Origin of the sequence: Sneathiella aquimaris, assembly GCF_026409565.1 — a bacterium.
Classification (GTDB): domain Bacteria; phylum Pseudomonadota; class Alphaproteobacteria; order Sneathiellales; family Sneathiellaceae; genus Sneathiella; species Sneathiella aquimaris.
The window spans coordinates 3,070,506-3,095,307 of sequence record NZ_CP112881.1 but is presented as its reverse complement, the minus strand read 5'-3'; the positions used below and the strand labels follow the sequence as shown (position 1 = coordinate 3,095,307).

General features: G+C 49.0%; 22 protein-coding genes. 14 read left to right on the top strand and 8 right to left on the bottom strand.

Annotation, left to right across the window (positions count from 1 at the left end; all coding sequences use genetic code 11):
* The first annotated feature begins 4 nt into the window (after nt 1–4).
* The 4 genes from ftsH to thiD are packed head-to-tail and all read left to right on the top strand — an operon-like array spanning nt 5 to nt 5,212.
* Entirely contained in the window at nt 5–1,936 is a 1,932-nt protein-coding gene (gene ftsH / locus OIR97_RS14515; RefSeq protein WP_169542968.1) for an ATP-dependent zinc metalloprotease FtsH, read from the top strand.
* The gene (gene folP / locus OIR97_RS14510; RefSeq protein ID WP_219821532.1) at nt 1,872–3,011 is read left to right on the top strand and encodes a dihydropteroate synthase; all 1,140 of its coding nucleotides are present in this window, start codon (nt 1,872–1,874) and stop codon (nt 3,009–3,011) included. The genes ftsH and folP overlap by 65 nt, the downstream gene beginning before the upstream one ends.
* 35 nt (nt 3,012–3,046) lie before the next feature.
* Nucleotides 3,047–4,396, top strand: coding sequence for a phosphoglucosamine mutase (glmM, locus tag OIR97_RS14505; protein ID WP_169542967.1), 1,350 nt, complete (start codon nt 3,047–3,049; stop codon nt 4,394–4,396).
* Nucleotides 4,397–4,408: 12 nt separating this feature from the next.
* On the top strand, nt 4,409–5,212 hold the full coding sequence (gene thiD / locus OIR97_RS14500) for a bifunctional hydroxymethylpyrimidine kinase/phosphomethylpyrimidine kinase (protein WP_169542966.1): 804 nt from the start codon (nt 4,409–4,411) through the stop codon (nt 5,210–5,212).
* Nucleotides 5,213–5,223: 11 nt separating this feature from the next.
* Here the strand turns inward: thiD and OIR97_RS14495 are convergent, their stop codons facing one another.
* The 5 genes from OIR97_RS14495 to OIR97_RS14475 form a co-directional block, all read right to left on the bottom strand.
* The gene (locus OIR97_RS14495) at nt 5,224–6,018 is read right to left on the bottom strand and encodes a putative metalloprotease CJM1_0395 family protein (RefSeq protein WP_219821531.1); all 795 of its coding nucleotides are present in this window, start codon (nt 6,016–6,018) and stop codon (nt 5,224–5,226) included.
* A 16-nt stretch (nt 6,019–6,034) separates the two neighbouring features.
* Nucleotides 6,035–6,481, bottom strand: coding sequence for a hypothetical protein (locus OIR97_RS14490; RefSeq protein ID WP_169542965.1), 447 nt, complete (start codon nt 6,479–6,481; stop codon nt 6,035–6,037).
* 162 nt (nt 6,482–6,643) lie between these two features.
* Nucleotides 6,644–7,816: an aminotransferase class V-fold PLP-dependent enzyme gene (locus OIR97_RS14485; RefSeq protein ID WP_169542964.1), complete on the bottom strand. Its 1,173-nt coding sequence runs from the start codon at nt 7,814–7,816 to the stop codon at nt 6,644–6,646.
* A gap of 1 nt (nt 7,817) precedes the next feature.
* Nucleotides 7,818–8,897, bottom strand: a complete 1,080-nt coding sequence (locus OIR97_RS14480; RefSeq protein WP_219821530.1) for an aminotransferase class V-fold PLP-dependent enzyme — start codon at nt 8,895–8,897, stop codon at nt 7,818–7,820.
* Nucleotides 8,898–9,063: 166 nt separating this feature from the next.
* Nucleotides 9,064–9,543 carry a DUF1203 domain-containing protein gene (locus OIR97_RS14475; RefSeq protein ID WP_169542962.1) on the bottom strand — a complete coding sequence of 160 codons (480 nt, stop codon included), beginning with the start codon at nt 9,541–9,543 and terminating at the stop codon, nt 9,064–9,066.
* Between the two features lie 212 nt (nt 9,544–9,755).
* Here OIR97_RS14475 and OIR97_RS14470 point away from each other — a divergent pair, with 212 nt between their 5' ends.
* From OIR97_RS14470 to OIR97_RS14440, 7 genes are all read left to right on the top strand, one after another.
* Nucleotides 9,756–10,925: a phosphoserine transaminase gene (locus OIR97_RS14470; protein ID WP_169542961.1), complete on the top strand. Its 1,170-nt coding sequence runs from the start codon at nt 9,756–9,758 to the stop codon at nt 10,923–10,925.
* 26 nt (nt 10,926–10,951) lie between these two features.
* Nucleotides 10,952–12,529, top strand: a complete 1,578-nt coding sequence (gene serA / locus OIR97_RS14465; protein ID WP_169542960.1) for a phosphoglycerate dehydrogenase — start codon at nt 10,952–10,954, stop codon at nt 12,527–12,529.
* A 119-nt stretch (nt 12,530–12,648) separates the two neighbouring features.
* Nucleotides 12,649–13,791, top strand: coding sequence for an ATP phosphoribosyltransferase regulatory subunit (locus OIR97_RS14460; RefSeq protein WP_169542959.1), 1,143 nt, complete (start codon nt 12,649–12,651; stop codon nt 13,789–13,791).
* A gap of 25 nt (nt 13,792–13,816) precedes the next feature.
* Nucleotides 13,817–15,109 carry an adenylosuccinate synthase gene (locus OIR97_RS14455; protein ID WP_169542958.1) on the top strand — a complete coding sequence of 431 codons (1,293 nt, stop codon included), beginning with the start codon at nt 13,817–13,819 and terminating at the stop codon, nt 15,107–15,109.
* 183 nt (nt 15,110–15,292) lie between these two features.
* Nucleotides 15,293–17,344: a serine/threonine-protein kinase gene (locus tag OIR97_RS14450; RefSeq protein WP_169542957.1), complete on the top strand. Its 2,052-nt coding sequence runs from the start codon at nt 15,293–15,295 to the stop codon at nt 17,342–17,344.
* A gap of 8 nt (nt 17,345–17,352) precedes the next feature.
* The gene (locus OIR97_RS14445) at nt 17,353–17,850 is read left to right on the top strand and encodes a hypothetical protein (protein WP_169542956.1); all 498 of its coding nucleotides are present in this window, start codon (nt 17,353–17,355) and stop codon (nt 17,848–17,850) included.
* Between the two features lie 68 nt (nt 17,851–17,918).
* Entirely contained in the window at nt 17,919–18,278 is a 360-nt protein-coding gene (locus OIR97_RS14440) for a putative quinol monooxygenase (protein WP_169542955.1), read from the top strand.
* Between the two features lie 65 nt (nt 18,279–18,343).
* Here OIR97_RS14440 and rpoH read toward each other — a convergent pair whose 3' ends face one another.
* Together rpoH and OIR97_RS14430 are read right to left on the bottom strand one after the other, a co-directional pair.
* Nucleotides 18,344–19,222, bottom strand: coding sequence for an RNA polymerase sigma factor RpoH (gene rpoH / locus OIR97_RS14435; protein WP_169542954.1), 879 nt, complete (start codon nt 19,220–19,222; stop codon nt 18,344–18,346).
* 117 nt (nt 19,223–19,339) lie between these two features.
* A complete protein-coding gene (locus OIR97_RS14430) occupies nt 19,340–20,314 on the bottom strand; it encodes an RluA family pseudouridine synthase (RefSeq protein ID WP_169542953.1) in 975 nt (324 codons plus the stop codon).
* 42 nt (nt 20,315–20,356) lie between these two features.
* Between OIR97_RS14430 and OIR97_RS14425 the strand changes: the two genes are divergently transcribed.
* Genes OIR97_RS14425 through OIR97_RS14415 form a run of 3 tightly spaced genes read left to right on the top strand, consistent with a single transcriptional unit; the run spans nt 20,357 to nt 22,215 of the window.
* Nucleotides 20,357–20,719, top strand: a complete 363-nt coding sequence (locus OIR97_RS14425; protein WP_169542952.1) for a hypothetical protein — start codon at nt 20,357–20,359, stop codon at nt 20,717–20,719.
* A gap of 12 nt (nt 20,720–20,731) precedes the next feature.
* Nucleotides 20,732–21,157 carry a M67 family metallopeptidase gene (locus tag OIR97_RS14420; protein ID WP_169542951.1) on the top strand — a complete coding sequence of 142 codons (426 nt, stop codon included), beginning with the start codon at nt 20,732–20,734 and terminating at the stop codon, nt 21,155–21,157.
* Between the two features lie 26 nt (nt 21,158–21,183).
* Nucleotides 21,184–22,215, top strand: coding sequence for a threonine aldolase family protein (locus tag OIR97_RS14415; RefSeq protein WP_181017825.1), 1,032 nt, complete (start codon nt 21,184–21,186; stop codon nt 22,213–22,215).
* 33 nt (nt 22,216–22,248) lie between these two features.
* Here the strand turns inward: OIR97_RS14415 and OIR97_RS14410 are convergent, their stop codons facing one another.
* Nucleotides 22,249–24,693, bottom strand: coding sequence for a methyl-accepting chemotaxis protein (locus OIR97_RS14410; RefSeq protein ID WP_169542950.1), 2,445 nt, complete (start codon nt 24,691–24,693; stop codon nt 22,249–22,251).
* Between the last annotated feature and the right edge of the window lie 109 nt (nt 24,694–24,802).

Sequence of the window (24,802 nt, the reverse complement as noted above, 5' to 3'; positions counted from 1 at the left end):
TTTCGTGAATCTCTTTGGAAAAAATGTGGTTCTATGGGTAGTGATTGCACTGCTTGTTGTTGCCCTCTTCAATATATTCAATGACTCATCGCAGCGGAATCCGGGTACATCACTTGCGTATTCCGATTTTCTGCAAAAAGTCGAAAACGGTGATATCCGTCAGGTAACAATTCAAGGTCAAACCATCACAGGTTCAGCCGGTGACGGGACTTCTTACTCAACTTATACGCCGCAAGGCAGCAATATAGTTGATAAGCTTGAAGCCAATAACGTTGTTATCAAGGCGGCTCCGGAAGAAGAAGGCAGCCTGTTGATGGCGACATTGCTTTCCTGGTTCCCGATGCTGCTGTTGATCGGTGTCTGGATTTTCTTTATGCGCCAGATGCAGGGCGGCGGCGGAAAAGCCATGGGTTTTGGTAAGTCAAAAGCCAAGTTGCTGACAGAGAAGCACGGTCGTGTCACCTTTGAAGATGTCGCAGGTATCGAAGAAGCCAAAGAAGAATTGGAAGAAGTTGTCGACTTCCTGAAAAACCCGCAGAAATATCAGCGCCTTGGTGGTAAGATTCCAAAAGGCTGCTTGCTCGTTGGTCCTCCCGGTACTGGTAAAACTCTACTCGCGCGATCTGTCGCGGGCGAAGCGAATGTCCCGTTTTTCACGATTTCCGGTTCAGATTTTGTTGAAATGTTTGTCGGTGTTGGCGCTAGCCGCGTTCGAGACATGTTTGAGCAAGGTAAGAAAAATGCACCATGCATTATTTTCATCGACGAGATTGATGCCGTCGGCCGCCATCGCGGTGCCGGTTTAGGCGGCGGTAATGATGAACGTGAGCAGACATTGAACCAGTTGCTGGTCGAGATGGATGGTTTTGAAGCAAATGAAGGCGTTATTCTTCTTGCTGCAACAAACCGTCCGGACGTTTTGGATCCAGCGCTGTTGCGCCCGGGACGTTTTGACCGTCAAGTTGTTGTCCCTAACCCTGATATTATTGGTCGCGAAAAAATCCTGAAAGTTCACATGCGCAAAGTTCCTTTGGCACATGATGTTAATGCTCGGACAATCGCTCGCGGAACACCTGGCTTTTCGGGTGCGGATCTGGCCAACCTGGTGAACGAAGCTGCCTTGCTGGCCGCGCGTAAATCACGGCGTCTGGTTACACATCAGGAATTCGAGGAAGCAAAAGACAAAGTCATGATGGGCACAGAACGTCGCTCAATGGTGATGTCTGAAGAAGAAAAGGAACTGACCGCTTATCATGAAGGTGGTCATGCCTTGGTCGGTATGCATATGAAAGCATCGGATCCGGTTCATAAAGCGACAATCATCCCGCGCGGTCGCGCATTGGGAATGGTGATGCGGCTTCCTGAAAAGGACAGTTACTCGTTACGTCGTGATCAGTGTCTTGCCCATTTGGCGGTTGCCATGGGTGGCCGGATTGCTGAAGAAATGATCTTTGGTCATGATGCCGTGACAACAGGCGCTTCTGGTGACATTAAAATGGCGACGGATATGGCCCGCCGGATGGTAACTGAATGGGGACTGTCCGACAAGTTGGGACCGTTGATGTATAGTGCTAATCAGGAAGAAGTATTCCTGGGCCATTCAGTTGCACAGCAGAAAAATGTTTCTGACGCGACAGCTGAACTTATCGATCAGGAGGTTCGCCGCTTTGTTGAAGAAGGTGAAGCGACAGCCAAGAAAATTCTGACTGAAAATGAAGAGCAGTTGCATCGTATTGCCAAAGGTCTTCTGGAATATGAAACGCTAAGCGGTGATGAAATCAAAATTCTGATGGAAGGTGGCGATCTTAACCGTCCAGAGGATGATGAAACACCAATGGACAAAGGTCCGGGCTCTGCGGTGCCAAAAGCAGATGGCCATAAAAAGCCTGACACGGGTTCTGGCGGCATGGAACCAGAACCACAACCCGGTTCGTGATCTGCCAATGAATGACTTCTTAAAAGGCTCCGCTTTATCGCGGGGCCTTTCCTGTTCTGACCGGATTTATTTGGCTCCCGGCCCACAGATGGCGAGCGCGCAGTTTCGGCTAACCATTCGAAAGCATGATAAATCGGTTCATTCTTTTGTGGCGAGCTGCGAAGAGATTGAGGCATTGATTGCAGACTATCCTTTTCTTAAAGAGGAGATTAACCAGCAATTGGCCCATATTCGTACAGCAATGAGCGCGCAGGATGTCTGGGGGCTTCCGAAACCTGCCATTATGGGTATTGTCAATGTGACACCCGATAGCTTTTCAGACGGCGGCGAATTTTTTGACGCGGATCACGCAATTCGCCATGCGAAGGCGATGATGGAGGAGGGCGCGCATATTCTGGATATTGGCGGTGAAAGTACGCGCCCGGGTGCTGATGCCGTGACAGAGGAAGAAGAACTGGCCCGCGTAAGACCTGTTTTACAAGCATGTCAGAACTGGCCTGTGCTGCTGTCGGCGGATACCCGGAAACCCAGGATAATGGAGGCTGCATTAAAAGACGGGGCCGCAATCATTAATGATGTTACAGCCCTGGAATTTGACCCGGACAGCGTGAAAGTCGTTGCGCGAAGTAATGCAAGAGTTTGTTTGATGCATAGTTCTGCAGATCCAAAAGTCATGCAGGATAACCCGACCTATGATCATGTATTATTTGACGTACTGGATTATTTGAAAGAGCGAATAATGCTTTGCCGAGACGCTGGCATTGAACTTCAGCGTATTTGTGTTGATCCGGGGATTGGCTTTGGAAAGACGCTGGATCATAATTTGATCCTATTAAAGGGTTTGCCTTATTTCCATGCCTTAGGGTGTCCGGTCTTGTTGGGGGTTTCCCGTAAATCATTTATCGGAAAAATTGATCGTCCCGGTGAAGCAGCGAGCCGAATAGGGGGATCACTTTCCGCATTGCTATATGGTTTAACCGCTGGAGTTCAGATTTTCCGGGTGCATGACGTGGCAGAAAGCCGTCAGGCGATTGCCGTCTGGTCAGGCATTGATAAATGCGATCAATCAATTTAGCCTTGAAGGCATAGAATTTAAAGCGGCGAGGGGATATGACGCGCAAATATTTTGGAACAGATGGTATTCGAGGGACGTCAAATCAGTCTCCGATGACCGCGGATATTGCCTTGAAAGTGGGGATGGCGGCGGGCCGGAAATTTACAGGTCGTGGTGATTTTCGTCATCGGGTTGTGATCGGAAAAGATACCCGCCTTTCCGGGTATATGGTCGAGCCCGCGCTTACCGCCGGATTTGTCTCCGTTGGTATGGATGTGATTTTGGTTGGCCCTTTGCCGACGCCGGCGATTGCGATGTTGACCCGTTCATTGCGGGCAGATCTAGGCGTCATGATTTCTGCGTCTCACAACCCTTATCAGGACAACGGGATCAAACTGTTTGGCCCCGATGGGTATAAACTGTCCGATCAAGTGGAATTGGAAATTGAACAGGGGATTGATAATCCCGACAAAATCAGTCTTTCAGCTCCCAAGATGTTAGGCCGGGCCACCCGGCTGGATGATGCGCGAGGCCGCTATATTGAATTTGCCAAAAGCAGTTTTCCGCGTGATCAGCTTTTAAAAGGACTCAAGGTTGTCGTGGATTGCGCTAATGGTGCGGCCTATAAAGTCGCACCTACTGTCCTTTGGGAGTTGGAGGCTGACGTCATTGCCATGGGCGACAACCCCGATGGCTTTAACATCAATGACAACTGCGGTTCGACATCAACAGACGCCATGTGCGCCAGAGTGGTTGAAGAGGGCGCGCATCTCGGTATTGCCTTGGACGGCGATGCAGATCGCTTGATTATCTGTGATGAAAAAGGGCATCTGATCGACGGCGATCAGCTGATGGCATTGATCACTGCGAGCTGGGCGGATCGGGGCTTGTTGAAAGGCGGCGGGTTGGTGTCGACCGTTATGTCCAATATGGGGCTGGAAAAATTCCTTGCCAACAAAGGCCTTGATCTGGTGCGAACGGCCGTTGGTGACCGGTATGTCGTTGAACATATGCGCAAGCATGGCTTTAATGTTGGAGGTGAACAATCGGGGCATATGGTTCTGAACGATTTTGCAACAACAGGAGATGGTTTGATCGCTGCATTGCAGGTTTTGTCTGTGATTATTAATGAAGGGCGTCCTGTCAGCGAAGTCTGCCGAAGCTTTGATCCTTATCCACAAGTCTTGAAAAATGTCCGATACCAAGCCGGAAAACCGTTGGAAAGCCCTGCTGTAAAAGCTGCGATCGCAGCAGGTGAGAAAAAACTCGCCAGTACAGGACGATTGTTAATTCGTAAATCGGGAACGGAACCTCTTATTCGCGTTATGGGCGAAGGGGAGAATATTGATGTTGTCAATCAGGTCGTTGACGAGATCGTCCATGAAGTCGAGAAAGTTGCCGGTTAAGGAGCATAATCAATGTTAGGGCGTGTATTAACAATCGCTGGATCAGATTCTGGCGGGGGCGCAGGGATTCAGGCCGACCTGAAAACCATTACTGCGTTGGGTGGGTTTGGGGCATCAGCTTTGACAGCCCTGACCGCGCAGAACACAAAAGGTGTTTTTGCCATCGAACCTATTCCCGCCAAATTTGTTGTCGAGCAAATCCGTGTGGTTTTCGACGATATTGGTTTTGATGCGATTAAAATGGGCATGTTGCACCGTGCGGAAGTTATTCATGCGATTGGTGATTATCTGGATAGTGTGCGTGATTTGCCACCGATTGTGCTGGACCCGGTGATGATTGCGAAGGGTGGGGCCGCGCTTCTTGCAAATGATGCACAGGAGGCCATTATTTCGCGTTTGGTGTCAAAGCATACCACTTTGCTAACCCCCAATATTCCTGAGGCAGAAAGCCTTGTTGGGCATGCGATCAAGGATCTGGATGATATGCGGGCGGCGGCGGATAAGATGCTTTCAATGGGGCCGTCTGCCATCCTGTTGAAAGGCGGTCACCGGGAAGGCCCGGTTATTACGGATTTATTAGTGACCCCAGAACAGAGTTATGAATTCAGTCACCCGATGATCAAGTCACGGCATACGCATGGCACGGGCTGTACCTTATCGTCTGCGATTGCCACGGGATTGGCGCAAGGCCTTTCTTTGCATGACAGTGTGGATCGAGGGTTGCGATATGTTGAAATTGCTATTCAAAAAGCCCCAGGCTTGGGAGAGGGCCACGGCCCCCTTCTTCATGGTCACACGATCGGTGCGTTTCGTTAGAGGGGGGGCGATTAAGCGAACAGGTCCGTTATGGCACTAGGATCAACCGTTGACTTTGGCCGTTCTCTCTCTGAAACGGGCGCGCCTGATGGACCGGTATTGACGGATTTTGTTGCCTCTTCAAGATTACCAGAGAGTTCAGCCTGACGTTGAGCACTTAATTCGGCCTGTGCTTCTGCGCGTCGCTGGGATGCTGCAGCCGCTACGGCCTTATCTTGACCAGAGGGTTCTGCCGGGGCCAGCGCGGCCCGTATGACCACGTCCATTTTAGTGATTGTAGCCGCTGGATCTCCTGCTATGGGTGCTGTATCAATTTTTACTTCACCGCCAACGGCATATCGTTGATTGTCTGGACCTGTTTGATACTCGTAACTCGGAGACCCTGCATATTGCCCGCCGGCAGCTGCATGAGCTTGTTCGTGGTTCCTGACTTCTCGATCCCGCCGTTCCAGAGTTTCCACCTGTTCTTGCTCCGCTTCTGTTAATCCAGATGGATCTGTAGTCTCGATTTTGGAAGATACCGGATTTTTGTTTTCTGCGGGTTCTTCAGGCATATGTTCAGCCCCCTCAATGGCAGGATTGTGGTTACGGTCCTCATGAAGTGCGCTGAATACCTCATTGGAAAGTGAAAGCAGAGGAGAATTATCTGCTTTTACTGACGGGCTTTTGGCCGTCGCGATAACGGTTTGGTTTTCAGGGATAACGGCTGCTGGGCGTGCGCCTGCTGCCGCAGTGGGTTGTGCTGCGGTCCCAACCGAAGAGGGGACGGTTGGGGGCGGAACGAATGAAGCCTGGGAAATCATCATTCCGAGGAGGCCTGGATTAAATCTGGAGGTTTAACGGATTGCGTGCGGAACGACCGGCACCGTCTGTCTCTTCACCTGAAGCGATCTCGGCGCGGGCCTCATATCGATCTTCTGTTACCTGCTGTACAGGTTGATCGGAACGGGTTGCCTGTTGCTCAGTTACCTGATCAGACTGCTGCTGTTGCTGCACAGATGCCTGTGCATTTGAGGCGTCATCACGGCGAACTTCATTGCGGGCTTCAGTTGTATTTGCTTCTTGTACCTGTTGTAGGGCGGTCACCGCTTCAACGGAGATCGAGACTCCCGTTGTGGCTGGTACAGGGGGCTGCGAAGTATTTTGCGGCGCAGGGCTTGCTGCTTTTGCTTTTTCGGCTTCCGCAAATTGTTGGTCCGTTTCTGGCTTCTGAACCAGTACAGAAGGTTGGATGCCTCCTGTCTGGGAGCCAATGGATGTGGGTAACATATACTCACCTTTCGGAAATTCTATACCGTTGTTCGCCTTCTGGCTAAGTACCGTATTCCTAATATAAATTCCTTAACAAACTCTTAATTTATGCCTAAAACCCAAGCAATTCCAGTCTTCTGACGGAATTGTGAAGACTGGAAAATTGCATCGATTTGGGGCTTATAAGGCTGCAACTTTCTGAATGAAAGTCGCAAGCTCGTCTTCAGAGTTATAATAGTGGAAAGATGCGCGTACCAAGGTTGGTAACTTGCGACGTTCCATATCGAAACGGGTCGACGAAACCGAAGAGGTTGATACATTGATGTTATCGCGCGCCAAGGCGGCCTTGATTTCTTCCGCTGAAAGCCGATTGTGGGAAAAAGTGACCATACCGCCTTTCTTTTGGCCAATATCCTGAACGGTTACGCCGTTGAGAGACGACAGTTGCTCCCGCGCTGTTGCCGCCAGGGCACAAAGCCTGTCAGAAGCTGCGTCTACCCCGATATCCAGAAGGTAGTCAACAGCAACCCCTAATCCGATTTGCGCCGCAAAATTACTTTCCCAGTTTTCAAATCGCCGGGCATCACTCCGCATTTCGTAACTGTCGTGAGACGTCCATGTTGCGCTATGTAAATCTAGAAACGGAGGTTCCAGACATTCGAGGAAGCCACTTCGAACATACAAAAAGCCTGTACCGCGGGGACCTCGCAAATATTTTCGGCCTGTTGCAGATAGCATGTCACAGCCGATTTTTTCAACGTCGACAGGGATTTGTCCAACAGACTGGCAGGCATCCAAAAGATATGGGATGTTATATTTCTTAGCAATTTTGCCCACGGCTTCTGCAGGATTGATCAATCCTCCATTTGTTGGAATATGGCTGATTGAAATCAGTCTGGTTTTATCCGTGATTCTGTTTTCCAGTTCAAGAACATCGATTTGCCCGGTTTCATCACTGGGGACAACGTCAATTTCAACACCAAACTTCTGTTTGACCTGGAGATAGGAAATCACATTGCTGGCATATTCAGCCTCGGCCGTCAGAATCCGGTCACCAGCTTTAAATTGCAGTCCATGAAACCCCATAAGCCATCCGACTGTAGCGTTTTCAACCAACGCAATTTCTGACCGCTCTGCATTGATCAGCTCTGAGAGAGCATCATATACCCGTTCATAGGCAAATTGGGCTCGTGCGTGGGCCTCGTAACCCCCGATTTCCATCTCCAGGTCAAGATGGTCAACAACAGCACGGTATACCGGCAGGGGCATCAAGGCTGAACCCGCATTGTTAAGATGAATATGGTTTTGTGTGCCGGGGGTATCTTGGCGGATTTTGTTAAGATCAAGCGTCATGTCAGGATATCTTTCCCAGATGTTTTTTCAAAGCGTTCAGTAGCCTGTCTGCATCGTGATCAGTATTATAAAGATGCGGTGTAACCCTTAAAGAGTTTCCACGTGCTGACACGAAAATATTATCCGCTGCCAGTTGCTTTAACAGGGTTTCCGGGACACCGCCCTTAAACTCAAGACCTAAAAAGTGGCCAGCCCGGTATTTTAGAGGAACTGAGGCCAGGCCAAGTTTTGTACCATATTCAGCAATTTCACCGGTTCGGTGAGTCAATGTTTCGTATATTTCAGCGACCCCCCATTCAAGGATTTGTCGCAAGGCTTCAACGGCCATTGGCATTAACGCGAAATTTGCACGCTGGCCCATGTCAAAACGAACGGCGCCCAGCTGAAAGTCATCTTGGTAATCAACCAGTTTTGAAAAGTCTTCAGATCCTTTTCGGTTCAGCCAGTTATGCTCAATCGGTAATCCGTTCTGCTGGTGCGGAGCTGCATACAGAAACCCGACGGAATAGGGACCCAAAAGCCACTTATAGGACGCTGCGATTAGAAAATCCGGTTGAACCTTTTGGATGTCCAATGGCATGGCCCCCAAGGACTGTGTGACATCAAGGACAAGCTTTGCTCCAACCGAGCGGAGTTTTTCGCCAATTTTTTCAAGATCCAGTAAACCACCATCTGTCCAAAGACAATTGGGAAGGGCGGCAATTGCCGTTTTCGGCGTAATGGCGCCCAGAACAGCCGATGTCCAATCATGATCCAAGGGTTGTGCAATCGTCTTGATGTGCGCGCTGGTTTCTTTACAGAGTTCCTGCCAACTATAAATATTGGATGGAAACTGATCATTGAGCACAAGGATATGCTGGTCGCCCTCTATCTTCAGATTTTTCGCTGCTACTGAAATACCGTAAGACGCGGATGGAATGATGGCGATGTCAGTAGCCTTAGCATTTATCAACTGAGCGAACAGGTTGCGGGCTGCATTGGATTCAGTGAAAAAATCTGTAGGTGTCAATGTCCATGGGGTGGCCTTTTTCATCACTCCTTCAACACCAGCCTTGGCCACAGATTTCAAAAGCGGGGACATGTATCCGCAATTAAAATAGCAAATATCATCGGGTATATCGAAAAGGGAGCGTTGGCTGGATAACATCAGGCACCTCAAGTTTAGCAAGTAAGGGGCAATTTTGATGTATATCCAGCATTTTTTTTAGTCTTTTTATTGTATCGAAGACAATAAACTTGATCTTAAGCTAGCTAGGTGTGCGATCAACACGAAATTGAAAACAATTATTGGTCGCTGAGCGAACGTGAATAAACGCGACTTCCGCGCGATCGAACAGGGCCGCCGCTGATTTTTCCAGATCGTGTTTAGCAATTATCTGGCCCGTTCCATATATGATTCTCTCCTCATCAGTGTAGCCCCGGATCAGAATGGCACCGTTTTCTGAAAGGATTGGAGGCCGGGATTGTGAGGCGTCAAAAGAATCACATTTGTTGGCATGCAGGAAAATAGGACCTTGCTCGGCATAGGGTTGGCTCGTTGAAAAAGGTTTGTAGGAGAGGACAAGATACGGCTCTCCCTGAGCGATAAAATTCAGGCAATGACGACAGGGGAGCCCGTCTCCGTCAGAGATGAAATGCTCGGGTGGGTTGCCATGAGCATCACGGCCATTCGTTCGCAGTTTTTCTACAATTTCAGGTGGCAAGGGGGTGTATTTTATTGAGCTCATGCAGGACCTCTTGAATTTAGATTTCTGGGTTCCCGGAGTTTCCTGATTTCAAGGTTATTAAATATCCGGAATTCGAGATCAAATTTTCTCCGTCAGATTATTCTTTTCGCGCTGCAGCAAAAATTAATTGACAAGTTGATTTCGATCCCTAATGTCTGCGGCGGGCCACATCCCCCCACCGGGATGCTCTAGACTGGAAGGTTTAGTTTATTATGACAGAAGAATTGCGTCCGGAGAGACGCCCTAACTCTCCTCTATTTTCATCCGGCCCTTGCGCAAAACGCCCCGGATGGTCCCCCCAAGTTCTTGAAAATGCATTTCTCGGCCGGTCTCATCGGGCCGCTGAAGGAAAAGCGCGCCTGAAAGCTGTGATTGATGAGCATCGCACGCTGTTGGGCATTCCAGATGATTACAAAATCGGGATTGTTCCGGGTTCAGATACCGGCGCTGTTGAAATGGCGTTATGGTCGCTGTTGGGTGCACGCCCTTCAACAATTCTTGCGTGGGAAAGTTTTGGTTCCGGTTGGGCAACAGATGTTGTCAAACAGTTGAAACTGGCCGATGCGGAAGTAGTGACAGCCGGATATGGTGAGCTTCCGGATTTGAACGCGACTGACTGGAATAGGGATGTCGTCTTCACTTGGAACGGAACAACATCTGGTGTTCGCGTGCCAAATGGCGACTGGATTGCAGACGACCGGGAAGGTCTATCAATCTGTGACGCGACATCGGCTGTCTTTGCCATGGAAATGCCATGGGAAAAACTCGATGTGGTGACCTGGTCCTGGCAGAAGGTGTTAGGCAGTGAGGCTGCCCACGGGATGCTGGTTTTAAGCCCTCGTGCAATTGAACGCTTGGAAAGCTATACCCCCGCCTGGCCATTACCAAAAGTTTTCCGCATGACGAAAGGCGGCAAACTGATTGACGGTATCTTCAAAGGTGAAACAATCAATACGCCGTCCATGTTGGCGGTTGAAGATGTTTTGGATGCTTTGAAATGGGCGAAAAGCATTGGCGGTCAAGAGGGTATGATTGCCCGGACAACTGCAAACGCCAAAGTTATCTCCGATTTTGTTGAACAGTCAGACTGGCTTGATTATCTGGCAACCAACCCAGAGATCAGAAGCCCGAGTTCTGTTTGTTTGAAAATTACAGATGACTGGTTCGCTGGTTTGTCTGAAGACGATCAGGCGAAAGCTGCGAAACAGTTGGTTTCCATTCTTGCAGGAGAGGGAGCAGCTTTGGACATTGGTGCTTACCGGGATGCGCCTGCAGGTCTTCGGATCTGGGCAGGTGCAACGGTTGAAGCCGATGACTTGGCGGCCCTGATGCCTTGGCTGGACTGGGGCTATGCCGAACTGAAGAAAAATTTCCAGAAATAATCTGCCTTCCAGGAAGGATCACGAAAATGGTTAAAGTCCTTATCTCCGACAAGATGAGTCCAAAAGCTGCGGAAATTTTCCGCGAACGCGGTGTAGAAGTTGACGAAATCACCGGTATGAGCCCGGAAGAATTAAAAGCCTGTATCGATCAGTATGACGGGCTGGCAATTCGTTCTTCGACAAAAGCAACGAAAGAGATCATTGAAGCGGCAACCAACCTTAAGGTTGTTGGACGCGCTGGTATCGGTGTCGATAACGTTGATATTCCCGCGGCAACGGCGGCTGGTGTGTGCGTCATGAACACGCCGTTCGGAAACGCAATTACAACGGCCGAGCATGCCATTGCCATGATGTTTGCCGTATCTCGTCATATCCCTGCCGCCAATCAGTCAACGCAGGCCGGGAAATGGGAGAAATCCAAATTCATGGGTGTTGAGCTCTATGGTAAAACACTTGGTATTATCGGGTGCGGTAACATCGGTTCGATTGTTGCTGATCGTGCCATTGGCCTTAAGATGAAAGTTGTGGCTTTCGATCCGTTTCTGTCCCCAGAACGGGCTGTGGAATTAGGCGTTGAAAAAGTAGAGCTGGATGAACTGTTCGCGAAAGCGGATTACATTTCTCTGCACACGCCAATTACCGATGGCACGCGCAATATCATCAATGCCGAAAATATTGCCAAAATGAAAGATGGTGTACGGATCATCAACTGTGCCCGTGGCGGTTTGATCGTCGAAGATGACTTAAAAGCTGCCCTTGTAAGCGGTAAAGTTGCCGGTGCGGCTGTGGACGTGTATGCGGTAGAGCCCGCGACTGAAAATGTGCTGTTTGGTGTCGAAAATGTTGTTTGTACACCACATTTGGGAGCCTCAACGAATGAGGCACAAGTCAATGTAGCCATTCAGGTTGCAGAACAGATGGCAGATTATCTTCTGGTGGGGTCTGTGACGAATGCGTTGAATATGCCTTCTGTAACGGCGGAAGAAGCACCGAAGCTGAAGCCTTATATGGATCTTGCAAAACAGCTTGGTGGTTTTGCTGGTCAGGTAACGGAAAGCGGCCTGAAAAAAGTTCATGTGGAATATGAAGGTCAGGCGGCAGGTTTGAACATCAAGCCGCTGACATCCATCATTCTGCAAGGGTTATTGGGTCCATTGCTTGATAGTGTTAATATGGTCAACGCACCCGTTGTTGCAAAAGAACGCGGCATCGACGTCATGGAAAGCATTAATGACAAGGCGGATGATTATCAGACACTGATCCGGGTCACAGTTACAACGGAACAACGCAGCCGCGACATTGCGGGTACTCTGTATGGTGATAAAAGTCCGCGCATTGTCAGTATCAAAGGGATCAGCATGGAAGCAGAACTCGGTCCGCACATGCTGTATGTTACCAATAAGGATAAACCTGGTTTTATTGGTTCTCTTGGAACATTGCTTGGTTCCGCTGGTGTTAATATCGCGACCTTCCATCTTGGCCGTAATGTTGAGGTGGGTGAAGCCATCGCCCTGATCGAAATAGATTCGGAATTGTCCGCTCAAACGCTCGCAGAGGTGCAATCTTTGTCCCATGTTGAGCAGGTAAAATCGCTCAAGTTCTAATCAAACAGCAGTTTTCTGCAAAAGAACGGTAAAAATAAAGAAGCGGCACCTAAAAAGTGCCGCTTCTTTATTGTTCTTGTTGGCACATTCTTGTGAAATATGCTTTATAAGCCCATGTGATGAATAATTATTCCAAAAAAGGGCTACTGCCAGCTGGATTGGCTGACATGTTACCGCCCGCCGCCGCCGCCGAAGCCGAGGTTAGTGAGGCCCTTATGGGTGTTTTCACTGCAAACGGCTATCAAAGGGTTAAGCCTCCTCTTATCGAGTTTGAAGAACATCTTCTGGAAGGTGCAGGCGAAGCACTGTCTTCCAAGATGTTTCGGGTGATGGATCCGGTTTCCCATCGAATGATGGGTATTCGAACCGATATCACCTTGCAGGTTGCGCGTGTCGCAACAACCCGTATGAAACAGGAAGCCAGACCATTAAGACTGTCTTATGCAGGACAGGTTCTTCGGGTTTATGGCAGCCAGCTTCGACCCGAACGCCAGTTTGCACAGGCCGGTGTCGAGTTGATCGGTGCCCCGGAAATATCAGCAGATGCAGAACTCATTCTTCTTGCTGCTGAAGCACTGGATCAGCTGCATATTGACGAATGTTCCATTGATCTAACCTTACCGACATTGCTTCCGACCATCTGCCAGGAATTGGGGATCGATGCCGAGCAAACCAAGGAGGCGCGTGAGGCGCTCGATCAAAAGGACGCGGCCGTCCTTGATAATTTTGGCGACGTGCTTTCACCGATCCTGAATAGTCTGCTGCATGCAGCAGGCCCTGCCGATCTTGCCCTTAAAAAATTGACAACCCTTGACCTGCCAGAACAGTCGTCCCGGCAGATTAAAGATCTTCAGATCTTGGTTGAAACCTTGAAGGAAGCGTCTCCGGATCTCGAATTGACGATTGATCCGGGCGAGTATCGGGGCTTTGAATATCAAACCGGAATAAGTTTTACCCTGTTTGCCCGAAATGTGCGTGGTGAATTGGGGCGCGGGGGCCGATATCATCTGGTAGACGGCGAAACGGCAACAGGATTTACTCTTTTTCTGGATAGCGTTCTGCGGGCGGTTCCAGCGAGAAAGAAAGAGAAGAAGATTTATATTCCGTTTGGAACGGACCGGGCGAAAGCCAGGCAGTATCGCGTTGATGGCTGGATCACGGTTTGCGGTTTGAAACAGGAACAGAAGAACGAAGTCGAGGCAACGCGCCTCGGATGCACTCATCTTTTTGTTAAAGAGAGTGGTACAGAAATCACCCTATAACTCAGTAGTTAAGGACTTAGGTATTATGGCGAATGTAGCAGTTGTCGGATCCCAGTGGGGGGATGAAGGCAAAGGTAAACTTGTGGACTGGCTCTCTGAACGAGCAGATGTTGTTGTGCGTTTTCAGGGCGGTCATAATGCAGGTCACACGCTCGTAATTGATGGTAACGTGTACAAGCTAAGCCTTCTGCCCTCGGGTGTTGTCCGGGGCGGCAAGATGTCCATCATCGGCAATGGCGTTGTTATCGACCCTTGGGCGTTGAAGAAGGAAATTTCCACTTTGCGCGCGCAGGGTGTTGTCATTGACAAAGAGTCTTTGAAAATCGCCGAAAATGCGACCATCATCCTGCCTTTGCATGGCGAGCTGGACGCGCTTCGCGAAGATGCAACCGCGGCTGTGAAAATTGGAACAACACGCCGCGGTATTGGGCCGGCTTACGAAGACAAAATCGCCCGTCGCGCCATCCGTGTGAGTGATCTTGGAAATGAAGCCTTGCTTAAAGATAAGATCGCGACATTGTTGATGCATCATAATGCGTTGCGTAAAGGCTTGGGGGCAGACCCCATTGACGGCGATAAACTTCTGACAGAATTACTGGAAATTGCGCCTGAGGTTCTTGAGTTTTCGGACATTGTCTGGCGCCGGTTGGATGAAGCTCGCAAGGCACGTAAGCTGGTCTTGTTTGAAGGCGCTCAAGGCGCAATGCTGGACAATGATCATGGCACCTATCCGTTTGTCACATCATCAAACACGTTAGCCGGACAGGCTGCTGTTGGAAGTGGTGTTGGTCCGGGCGCTGTGAATTATGTGCTTGGTATTACCAAAGCGTACACAACCCGGGTTGGTGAAGGTCCGTTTCCAACAGAACTGCTTGACGAAGTCGGGCAGGGACTTGGTGAACGCGGACGCGAGTTTGGTGTTGTCACGGGCCGAAAAAGACGATGCGGCTGGTTCGATGCTGTTATGGTTCGTCAGGCAGTTAAAACGGGCGGTATTTCCGGTATTGCCCTGACCAAGCTGGATGTTCTGGATGGCATGGATGAATTGAAGGTCTGTGTTGGATATCGTCTGGGAGATCAGACATTGGATTATTATCCATCAAATATGATTGATCAGGCCAAAGTAGAGCCTATTTATGAGACGCTGGAAGGTTGGAAAGATAGTACTTTTGGCGCCCGTAGCTGGGACGATCTACCGGCGACAGCCGTTAAATATATTCGCCGGGTGGAGGAGTTGATTGAGGCACCGATTGCGTTGGTTTCAACAAGCCCTGAGCGCGAAGATACCATTCTGGTTCGGGATCCTTTTTCCGACTAGGAAACCGGTTTCATGATTTTTTAAAGGCGGTCTTATCGAGGCCGCCTTTTTTATTGGCGTGTCAACGATTTAGATATCTTTCCTATTCCCGAAGAAAACGCGAAATTCCTTACCTGACTTAACTTCATATTAAGATCAATTGGCCATTTTATAGCGTGGTAAAAAGTTTGGTTAATTGGGTCAATGGCATCTGAGAAGAACGAAAATTCTGGTAAGAATGAAAAGCAGGATAAGACCCTTGGAATGCTCCGAGGGCGATTTAAGATCCTGCTGATGAACCCGCTTCCGCATATGGATAGTGGGAACAATAAGGCTTATGCCGTTGATGACCTTCAAAATTCAAGCGCCGTTCTGTACGCGCTAATTTCGGACCCTGGCACTCCCCACCGTGAAGAACTCGCGCAGCGCCTGACAGCCAGAAGTGCGCCAGGTATGGTTGAGTTGCACTCCCATGGCCTGGTTTCGTTTGGGCCTGCGGACATACGGTATGTATTTGTTTTTGATCTGCCCGTTCATGGCCGGGTATTTTCGTCTGAAACAGGCCCGTTGAAAGAACAGGATGTCTTGAATAAAATTGTTCCGCGTGTTCTGGATACCATACTGGATTTCGCGGAGCGTGAGGAAAGTCATCGGGCTATTCGTGCTGACAACCTCTTTTACATGGATGACAACCATCTCGGGCTTGTTCTTGGTGAGTGTGTCACCAGTCCAGCTGGCTCGTTGCAACCGGATATCTATGAACCTCTTGAGAGCGCGAATTCAATGGAATATGGGCGTGGGAACGCCACCGTCATGGCTGATATCTATGCGCTTGGAGTGTTGATCGTTCATTTGTTAGGTGGAGTTCTTCCAGGTGCCGGGCGATCAAGAAGTGAACTTTATGCGGCAAAATTGCAGCATGGTAGTTATGCGGTTCTTGTTCCGAAAATCCCGGCATCAACACGGGTTGGCTTTTTATTGGCAGGGCTGCTTAATGATGACCCGACGCGGCGCTGGAATGTAGAGGTATTGAGACGTTGGAGAGATGGTGTTTACGAGCGTCCCCGTCCCGGATTTGGTGATCGGCGAGCCCCTGGCCCGATTGTTTTTGAAGAAATTGAATATGTCTCTCCGCGCTTGTTGGCCATGGCCTTATGCCGGCGTCCGTCTCAAGGCTATGTGATGCTGGAAAACGGAAAGCTGGAAAGCTGGGTCAAAAACTCGCTGAATGACAAAGAGGCGGGGGCACAATTCGCCGAGGTTGTCTCGCGGGCACGGAACACGTCCAGAGGGTTGCGCCGGAATGAAATTCAGGCAATCTCCCGCGCCGCTGCGATTTTAGACCGGCAAGGGTCGCTTTGGTATCGAGACGTCACCTTTTCCAGAGGGGGGATGAGCGGCTTGATAGCCTATGCCTTTCAGGTTGGAGGCAGTATAAAAAATACGCTGGCCGAAATTCTGGAAAGCGGGTTACTGCTGGATATTATTTACAGTGAGAGCGGAAAGCGAAGTGGCGAGCGGAAGCGAGGCGAAGGGTGGATGAAGCTTGGGCTTGCCACCGAATGTTTCAGCTTTATGGAGAAAAAAGAGCAAGTCGGGTTTGGTCTGGAAAGATGCCTGTATGAACTTAACTCGACCATCTCTTGCCTGAGTACATCCCTGGGAGGATGCCACGTAAAAGATACGGTTCAATTGATGGACGTTCTTGAGCATCTTGCCCTTAAAAATAATGGAAAAATCAAACCGTATGACAGGCATATTGCCGCCTTTATTGCAGCGCGTTCGAAGCGGTTGTTTAAAAGCGTTCAGGAAGTCGGCAATGAAAAAGAAGGAACGGTTGAGCATGTTTATAGGCTGGTCAATCTTTTTGCCCGAATGCAAAACATGATGAGCCCCGGTCCAAAGCCGGGTATGTGCTTATGGGTGGGGGAAGTGATTAAGCCTTTGATAAATAGCATTCATTCTGATATCCGCCGGGAATATGTGAAGTCAAAGTATAATCAAGTCAAAGAATCCGGCAGTATCGAAAAAATTCTGAAAGCAGTGGACCTAAAAAATAACCTGCGCCGGGATGCGGAAGAGTATGAGCAAGCTATTAAGGCATTTGTTGCTGTTGAAAACAGTATTGGAGCCCTGGAAGGGGGGCGGGAATACAGAAAACGCGCCGCCCAAAAATATGGTCAGTGGATCGCCTCTGTCATTTCCATCTCCGCACTGCTGGCCAGTATGGGGCTCTCATACATGTATTTCGTTTAGAGGATAAGATGGCCGCAAAATCAAAATCAAAAGGTGCTAGTCGCAGTGCTTCCTTATTTCCGCTGATGGTTTTCATCGGAGTGTGTTCTGTTGTTGCCCCGCCAACAATGTTGGTTCTGGCATGCGGCATGATCCCCAGCGTCATTGCGATATTTCTAAACACATCAAAAGTTCGCGGCAGCATTGCGGCCATGTTCGCTTGTAATTTGGCTGGTGTATTACCGGTTGTCGGCTTTTTGTGGGATCGAGGGCATACGCTTAATCAGGCGGTGCGCCTTCTTTCTGACCCTTATATGTGGTTGCTGATGTTCGGAAGTGCGGGCGTGGCGGGCTTTCTGTTATGGGGGGTCCCGATTTTTGTCCAAGGTGTCTATGAAGTGCAGGCGGCGCAGGTGGTCAAGCGACTGCATCGCCGGCGCGCGAAACTGATCGAAGAATGGGGTGGGCAGATTATTGAAGACGCAAAAATCCAGCCGGCCAGTAAGAATAATGGAACAAAGAAATAGTTTTTTTTATATCGTCTGTACTAATATCCCCTGATCAAAGAAAATCCAAAACCAATCAGGGGAAGCAAATGTCAGATCATGTTTACTGGATTATTGAAGCGAATGTTCGCGATGGAAAATTACAAGAATTAAAGACCCTGATGCAGGAAATGTCATCTGCAACAATGGAAGATGAGCCTGGAGCGCTGAATTACGAATGGTCTCTTAGCGAAGACGAAACCATCTGCCATATTTTCGAACGATACGCTTCTTCCGATGCAGCCATGATCCATATGGGGAATTTTGGGTCAAAATTTGCGAAACAGTTTATGGGTGTCCTTAAACCGTTTCGATGCACGCTCTACGGTGAGCCCAGTGATGCGGTCTGCGACGCGATGAAGCCAATGGGATATGTTGCCATGAAATCGGCAGCAGGGTTTTCCCGCTAAAATTAAAGAAAGCGGCTGATTTCTCAGCCGCTTTCAATGTTTTGCAACGTTAAGGGAGAGAGACGTTAATTCAATCTCTCTTCCAGAGCTTTTGCTTTTACAGCCTTTTGAATTTTTTCAAATGCCCGCACTTCGATCTGTCTGACGCGTTCACGGCTGATATTGTATTCCTGGCTAAGATCTTCCAATGTAAGGGGGTCTTCGCGAAGACGCCGTTCCGTCAAGATGTGTTTTTCCCGTTCGTTCAAGCAATCCATTGCACTTTCAAGCATTGCCCGGCGACTTTTTAGCTCCTCGTTCTCGGCATAAACCGTTTCCTGATCGGGGGTGTCGTCTTCCAGCCAATCCATCCATTCGCCTTCACTATCAGCGCGCATGGGTGAGTTCAGGCTGTGATCAGGCGCAGTCAGGCGTCTGTTCATATTGATGACTTCCGTCTCTGAAACACCAAGTTTTGTTGAAATTGTTTTTACCTGTTCGTGGGTCATATCGCCTTCGTCAATCGCCTGGATCTGCCCTTTGATTTTCCGAAGGTTAAAGAACAGCTTTTTCTGAGCCGCGGTTGTTCCCATTTTCACAAGAGACCAGGTGCGCAGGATATATTCCTGTATTGCAGCGCGGATCCACCACATTGCATAAGTAGACAAACGGAACCCTTTTTCAGGCTCAAAACGTTTGACGGCCTGCATCATGCCGACATTCCCTTCGGCGATGAGTTCTCCAACAGGCAGCCCGTACCCACGGTAGCCCATCGCAATTTTCGCGACAAGACGCAGGTGGCTGGTTACCATTTTGTGAGCAGCTTCAGAATCTTCGCGGTCCCGCCATGCTTTTGCCAGCATATATTCTTCATCCGGCTCCAACATTGGAAACTTACGGATTTCTTGCAGGTAGCGGGACAACCCCCCCTCTGGGGTAAGTGTCGGCATCGGTGTATTCGCCATAGTCCAATTCCTCTCTGTCCATGCGGCAAGTCCACTTTACTTGCTTAAGAAGCCAAGTTTTCTGGGACCCCCAATAACCCTGTTATCTGAAGTAAAACAGGATAAAAAAGACTAAAACTACTTTCCGCGGAACGCAAAGAGTAGTTTCTTCATGTCAGATGGGAATTCTACGTCAAATTTCAAGGGCTTGTCAGTGACGGGATGCACAAAACCGAGTGTCTGTGCGTGCAGAGCCTGCCGGGGGAATTTCCGAATGACGTTCTGCCGGGCGTCTGGCAATGATTTTGTTCGGCTGAGTTTAGGGCGGGTGTATACCGGGTCTCCGACCAGTGGATGCCCTAAATGGCCCATGTGAACGCGGATTTGATGGGTGCGGCCAGTTGCCAGATTACATTTTACAAGGCAGGCGATATCATCAAAATTTTCTTCAAGTTCATAGTGGGTAAGGGCCCATTTACCGCCACCTTCCATGACAGCCATACGTTTTCGGTTGTGTGGATCTCTGCCAATATTGGTTTCCACCTGACCTTTAGGAGGATAAACCCGGCCCCAGACAATGGCCCGGTACGTTCGTTCGATATCATGCTTTTCGAATAACGCAGCAAGCCCCTGATGTGCCTGGTCCGTTTTGGCCACGACCATCAAACCGCTTGTTTCCTTATCGATGCGATGGACTATTCCGGGCCGTTTGACGCCCCCAATGCCGGATAGCGTATCGCCGCAATGAAAAAGAAGGGCATTTACCAAGGTTCCTGTCCAGTTTCCTGCGGCAGGGTGAACAACCATTCGGGCGGGCTTATTGACGACAATCAGGTGCTCATCTTCAAAGACAATATCCAAAGGAATATCTTGCGCAATGGGATCCGGATCCGATGCTTCCGGCACTGTAATCTGGTATATTTCACCGGGTTTGACACGTTTGGATGGATCCGTGATGGCAGTGCCTTCAAAGAAACAGTGGCCATCTTTGACTAAAGGCTTAACCCTGTTTCTTGAAAGTCCTCCGAGGCGTTCTGCAAGAAAGCGGTCGAGACGCTCTCCGGCGTCGCTTTCTGAAACTTCGACTTGATGTGTACCTTCAGGTGATGGCATATGGGAAGCACCGATTTATAAATAATGATTATGGTTGCTGTTATGACAGAAGAAGAAGTTCCGAACACTACTTTTTTAAAATCAGTAGTAATTATTCTGGGGATACTGATCATCGGGGTAGCTGCCGCGATTGGCGTTATCCTGTATAAACGGGCAACCGCGACCCCGCAGGCAGAAGCAGCGCAGACAGCTGAGGCGCCGCTTGCCGTCTCGCAGGCATTGTCTGTAGTTCAACGGAAGTTTGGTGACATTGACATAAAGGCGCCTGAAGGCATGAGTGCCATCGGAGTGACCATATCGGATGACCGCTTACTGGTGATCTATGGAACCGATCAAGCAACGCCTAAAGTGGTGGTTATCCTGAGCCAGAAGTCTGGTGAAGAAATCGGACGTATTCGTCTTTGAAGACAGGATCAAATGGAAATCAGACTTTCTGCCTCAGATTATGACCTGTTATCTTCCCACGCCGCCAAATGTTTTCCGGAAGAAGCCTGCGCACTGCTTGTCGGAGAAAAGTCAGGGAAGTACAGTGCAAGAGTTTCGTCTGTGGTGTTGTCAAAAAACATTGCGGAAGACCCATTTCGGTATTTCGAGGTGGATCCCGCAAAGCGGATCGCGGTTGAAAAAGAAATCAGAAAAACCGATCAGTGTTTGCTTGGAGTATTTCACACCCATCCGGAGGGTAATGCACGTCCTTCCAAAACGGATGAGCGCATGATTTATGAGCCATCCCTGATCTGGTTGATTGCCTCTTCCTGTAAGGAAGGGATCGAGAACCTGAACGCTTTTGAACCGGAGGCAGAGGGGCAGGGATTTCGCCCGATTATGTTACGGGTCGCATAAAAGCAGAGTTTAGAAGGACAAATGGAATGACTATTAATTTCGCAAGTGATAATGCGGCTCCCGTCTGCCCCGAACTTATGGCTGCGCTTGCTGCCGAAAATAATGGGCCTAGATTAGGCTACGGAAATGATGACACAACCCGCCGTATGGAAGATGCGTTCAGAACCTTGTTTGGTTGTGATTTGAAAGCTTTTCCGGTGGCGACGGGAACTGCGGCCAATGTCCTCGGACTGGCAACGATGACGCCGCCTTACGGGTCTATCTACTGTCATAGCGGTTCGCATATTCAGGAGGATGAATGCGGTGCACCCGAGTTCTATTCAGGCGGTGCCAAGCTTGCCCTACTGGACGGAGAGAATGGGAAAATCGATCCGGATACACTTTCAAAAGCCCTTCTGTCAGCAGGGAAAGGCGTTGTTCATCATGTGCAACCAGCGGCAATCAGTCTGACCCAGATAACTGAAAGTGGCACCGTCTATACGCCTGAAGAGGTGTCAAAAATTGGAGATATTGCCAAAGAGCACGGCCTTGGGCTTCACATGGATGGCGCACGTTTTGCCAACGCGATTGCATCCCTTAATTGTCACCCTGCGGATGTTACGTGGAAGGCGGGTGTTGATGTTTTGTCGTTTGGTGGAACCAAAAATGGAGCCATGTCGGTTGAGGCGGTTATCTTCTTTGATATGGAAAAAGCCGCAGAGTTCGAATTTCGGAGGAAAAGAGGCGCGCACCTGTTTTCGAAACAACGGTATCTTTCCGCCCAACTGGAAGCCTATCTTGAGAACCAGCTGTGGTTAAAGCTGGCGTCTCAGGCAAACACTATGGCCAGGCGTCTGGCAGAAGGGCTGGAAAAAATGAGCCCGTTTCAGCCTGAATTTCCGGTTGAAGGAAATATCGTTTTTGTTCATCTGACTGAGGAAATCGTCAATCAGTTGGAACAGGCAGGAATTCTTTTCTATGTGATGGGCACCCGGAATCAGGCAAGAGTGCGCCTTGTCACATCGTGGAATACAACGGCTGACGATGTCGACCAGTTTCTTGACATCGTTTGTGCTTAACGCCCAGCCAGAGCAGAGGCAATCCAGGGCAGCCTAGGCTGCCCGGATTTTATTCAAAAACTCCCGGATCGTGTTCGACAGATTGCCAATCTCTCTGGACATGTGATCCGCTGAATTTTGTTGTTCCTGTGCTGCTCCTTCAGATCGGTTCGCCCCATCTTCCACTTCGGCGATGGTTACGGACACATCCCGCGTCGCACTGGACGCCTGATCGACTGTTGTTGTGATTTCATCAATGACGTTTACCTGTTCACCCAGTGTTGTTTCAATTTCATCCATTGACTGGTTGATCAGGGAAATTGTCTCGGTAATTTCTTCTGTCATTTTCACAGTAGAGCTGGTGGCATTCTGAATATCTGTGATCTGCGTTGAGATTTCTTCAGTCGCTTTTTCAGTTTGGCTGGCAAGGCTTTTGACTTCAGAGGCAACCACAGCAAATCCTTTTCCTGCTTCACCCGCCCGGGCCGCTTCAATCGTGGCATTTAACGCAAGCAAATTGGTTTGGCTGGCTATATTTTCAATTAAAGAAATAACCTCGCCAATTTTTGCGGCGGTTGCTGCCAGCCCGTTAATCGTCTGGTTGGCCTGACTGGCATGCTCGGCCGCTTTTCGGCTGATTTCGGTTGAATGTTTTACCCCTCGGCGCATATTGCCAACTGTTGAAGACAGATTTTCGGCATTTTTGGCCACATGACTGACATTGTCTGATGTTTCAGCAGATTTCGCGTTCATATGGGCCGATTTGGATACTGTTTCCTGAATCATTGACCACATGCTCTGAGAATTGTTTTTCACGTTCTCGGCAGAACTTGTAACAGTTTGCATCATGCCTTCGACAGACGCGTCAAATTCATGAATAAGCTCTTCGATCTGCTGTGATCGTTTCTCGTCTTTAAGCTTTTGACGGCTGATTTCTTCTGCCCTCTCCTCGGCTTGCTGACGTTGCTGTTTTATCTCGGCTGCGATGGTTTCCTGTTCTGTCACATTTTCCCATGAAACCATGGTTCGAACATGTTTTCCTTCCGGGTTTTCAACAGCAGCGAGCCTTAATTCATAGAGTTCAGATCCAATTGAAATGATTTCAGAATGGGGTAATTTACTGGCGTCGGAAATAGGCGCCAGTTTCTCTGCGTCAACACCGATTGCATCCCATATTTTTTCAGGTTCATGATCATCTGTGGTCGTTTTTTGTCCTGCCGCATTGACGAAATAGATGCTGCCTTTCATTCCAACCAGCGCGGTCGCAACGGGGCTTGACTCTATCATGTGGCGGAGTTGAAAGCTGTCTTCAACGCTTTTTCGCAAAGCAGTTAAAGCATCCAGCATTTCTTTGAATTCATCCTTACCAACGCGAGGCAACGGAATATCGGTACGGCCCTTGCTGATCTCGCCAAGCGCTCTGGCAAAGGATTGCAGTTTTCCAAACAATGAAAACTTGAGGAGTAACGCACCCACTGCCCACGCGATAACAACACCACCAAAAATAAAGATCAGGGCTGAATTTCGAATGGTTTCACTTTCTTGTGCGAAACGACTGACATCCCGGGTCAAAGTGGCGATCGCCCAGACATCCCCGTTAGATGCAGGAATATCAATATCAAGGCTGTTCAATTGCACGTCCTGTGATCCGGCAGTCTCTTTGTCTGCTGTGTCTGCTGTGTCGGCTACAGCCTTTGTTGCTGATTCCCCCGTGCCCTCTTGTGAAGGGTGTTCATTTGATTGCGGTAAAGCCTCAGGATTGGATGAGGACGTAAAATTTCGGAAATTATCCTCTAACAATAGACTACCGTTCACACTTCTATAAACCAGATCACCATCTAGATATTCAGCTAGTCCTTTGAGATGCATCAGCGGATTAGTGACGATTTCAATAAATCCGGCAATTCGAAAGCCGCCAATCGGTGCGATTACACTGTGAACGGGTAGCCCCTGTTCAGAGCGCCAGTAATATGAGAATTGCTGCCTCTGGTCGGCCTTTTCGCGAGCCTGCAACTGTTTCAGTATGGCCGTGTCTTTGGTGAGTGTTTCTCCCTTTCCCAAGGACGATGTGGCTATTCTGTTCATGTCTTTGTCAAAGACGTTTGCTGTCACCAAAAAGAATTCCCCATTTCGGAAGACTTTATCATCATGAAAGTTGGTAACAGCGGCGGTCATCGTTTTTTCATTTTTTTCTTTTACTGCCTTTACCAAAAGACTGAAACGCGACCAGTCCCCCACATGAGGGCTTAACTTTTCTGAATACTGTAGCCTGATCCGATCATTCACCAAATGCTTAAGGGTTTCGGCGGAGTTGTTGCGGAAAACATCTAATGAAAAAAGCATGAAATTATCAGAGACTTTAATTTGTCCGAACATGAGAGCAGCAGACATTGTCACAGCCAGAACCACCAGTATTTTTCTGGGTGTCCAGAAAAGCGTTTTTCCGGAGAAGGGCGGTAGAAGTGTGCGCAACAGGGATTTGGCTTTGTCTAATGACATATTGAAAATCTCATAAAATAAATTGTTTTATAAAAAAGAAATAATATTAGATAAATATTTCTAAATTCTTACCGCGATTTCTCTCTACACGCTTGACACTTTCGAAGGG

What these genes read in the sequence shown, in the direction of transcription:
- OIR97_RS14410 (WP_169542950.1), bottom strand. Translation starts at nt 24,693, where the DNA reads ATGTCATTAGACAAAGCCAAATCCCTGTTGCGCACACTTCTACCGCCC.
- OIR97_RS14455 (WP_169542958.1), top strand. Translation starts at nt 13,817, where the DNA reads ATGGCGAATGTAGCAGTTGTCGGATCCCAGTGGGGGGATGAAGGCAAA.
- OIR97_RS14450 (WP_169542957.1), top strand. Translation starts at nt 15,293, where the DNA reads ATGGCATCTGAGAAGAACGAAAATTCTGGTAAGAATGAAAAGCAGGAT.
- serA (WP_169542960.1), top strand. Translation starts at nt 10,952, where the DNA reads ATGGTTAAAGTCCTTATCTCCGACAAGATGAGTCCAAAAGCTGCGGAA.
- OIR97_RS14475 (WP_169542962.1), bottom strand. Translation starts at nt 9,543, where the DNA reads ATGAGCTCAATAAAATACACCCCCTTGCCACCTGAAATTGTAGAAAAA.
- OIR97_RS14420 (WP_169542951.1), top strand. Translation starts at nt 20,732, where the DNA reads ATGGAAATCAGACTTTCTGCCTCAGATTATGACCTGTTATCTTCCCAC.
- folP (WP_219821532.1), top strand. Translation starts at nt 1,872, where the DNA reads ATGGCCATAAAAAGCCTGACACGGGTTCTGGCGGCATGGAACCAGAAC.
- OIR97_RS14415 (WP_181017825.1), top strand. Translation starts at nt 21,184, where the DNA reads ATGACTATTAATTTCGCAAGTGATAATGCGGCTCCCGTCTGCCCCGAA.
- OIR97_RS14440 (WP_169542955.1), top strand. Translation starts at nt 17,919, where the DNA reads ATGTCAGATCATGTTTACTGGATTATTGAAGCGAATGTTCGCGATGGA.
- OIR97_RS14490 (WP_169542965.1), bottom strand. Translation starts at nt 6,481, where the DNA reads ATGTTACCCACATCCATTGGCTCCCAGACAGGAGGCATCCAACCTTCT.
- OIR97_RS14445 (WP_169542956.1), top strand. Translation starts at nt 17,353, where the DNA reads ATGGCCGCAAAATCAAAATCAAAAGGTGCTAGTCGCAGTGCTTCCTTA.
- OIR97_RS14495 (WP_219821531.1), bottom strand. Translation starts at nt 6,018, where the DNA reads ATGATGATTTCCCAGGCTTCATTCGTTCCGCCCCCAACCGTCCCCTCT.
- OIR97_RS14480 (WP_219821530.1), bottom strand. Translation starts at nt 8,897, where the DNA reads ATGTCCCCGCTTTTGAAATCTGTGGCCAAGGCTGGTGTTGAAGGAGTG.
- OIR97_RS14430 (WP_169542953.1), bottom strand. Translation starts at nt 20,314, where the DNA reads ATGCCATCACCTGAAGGTACACATCAAGTCGAAGTTTCAGAAAGCGAC.
- OIR97_RS14425 (WP_169542952.1), top strand. Translation starts at nt 20,357, where the DNA reads ATGACAGAAGAAGAAGTTCCGAACACTACTTTTTTAAAATCAGTAGTA.
- OIR97_RS14470 (WP_169542961.1), top strand. Translation starts at nt 9,756, where the DNA reads ATGACAGAAGAATTGCGTCCGGAGAGACGCCCTAACTCTCCTCTATTT.
- OIR97_RS14460 (WP_169542959.1), top strand. Translation starts at nt 12,649, where the DNA reads ATGAATAATTATTCCAAAAAAGGGCTACTGCCAGCTGGATTGGCTGAC.
- OIR97_RS14485 (WP_169542964.1), bottom strand. Translation starts at nt 7,816, where the DNA reads ATGACGCTTGATCTTAACAAAATCCGCCAAGATACCCCCGGCACACAA.
- rpoH (WP_169542954.1), bottom strand. Translation starts at nt 19,222, where the DNA reads ATGGCGAATACACCGATGCCGACACTTACCCCAGAGGGGGGGTTGTCC.
- thiD (WP_169542966.1), top strand. Translation starts at nt 4,409, where the DNA reads ATGTTAGGGCGTGTATTAACAATCGCTGGATCAGATTCTGGCGGGGGC.
- glmM (WP_169542967.1), top strand. Translation starts at nt 3,047, where the DNA reads ATGACGCGCAAATATTTTGGAACAGATGGTATTCGAGGGACGTCAAAT.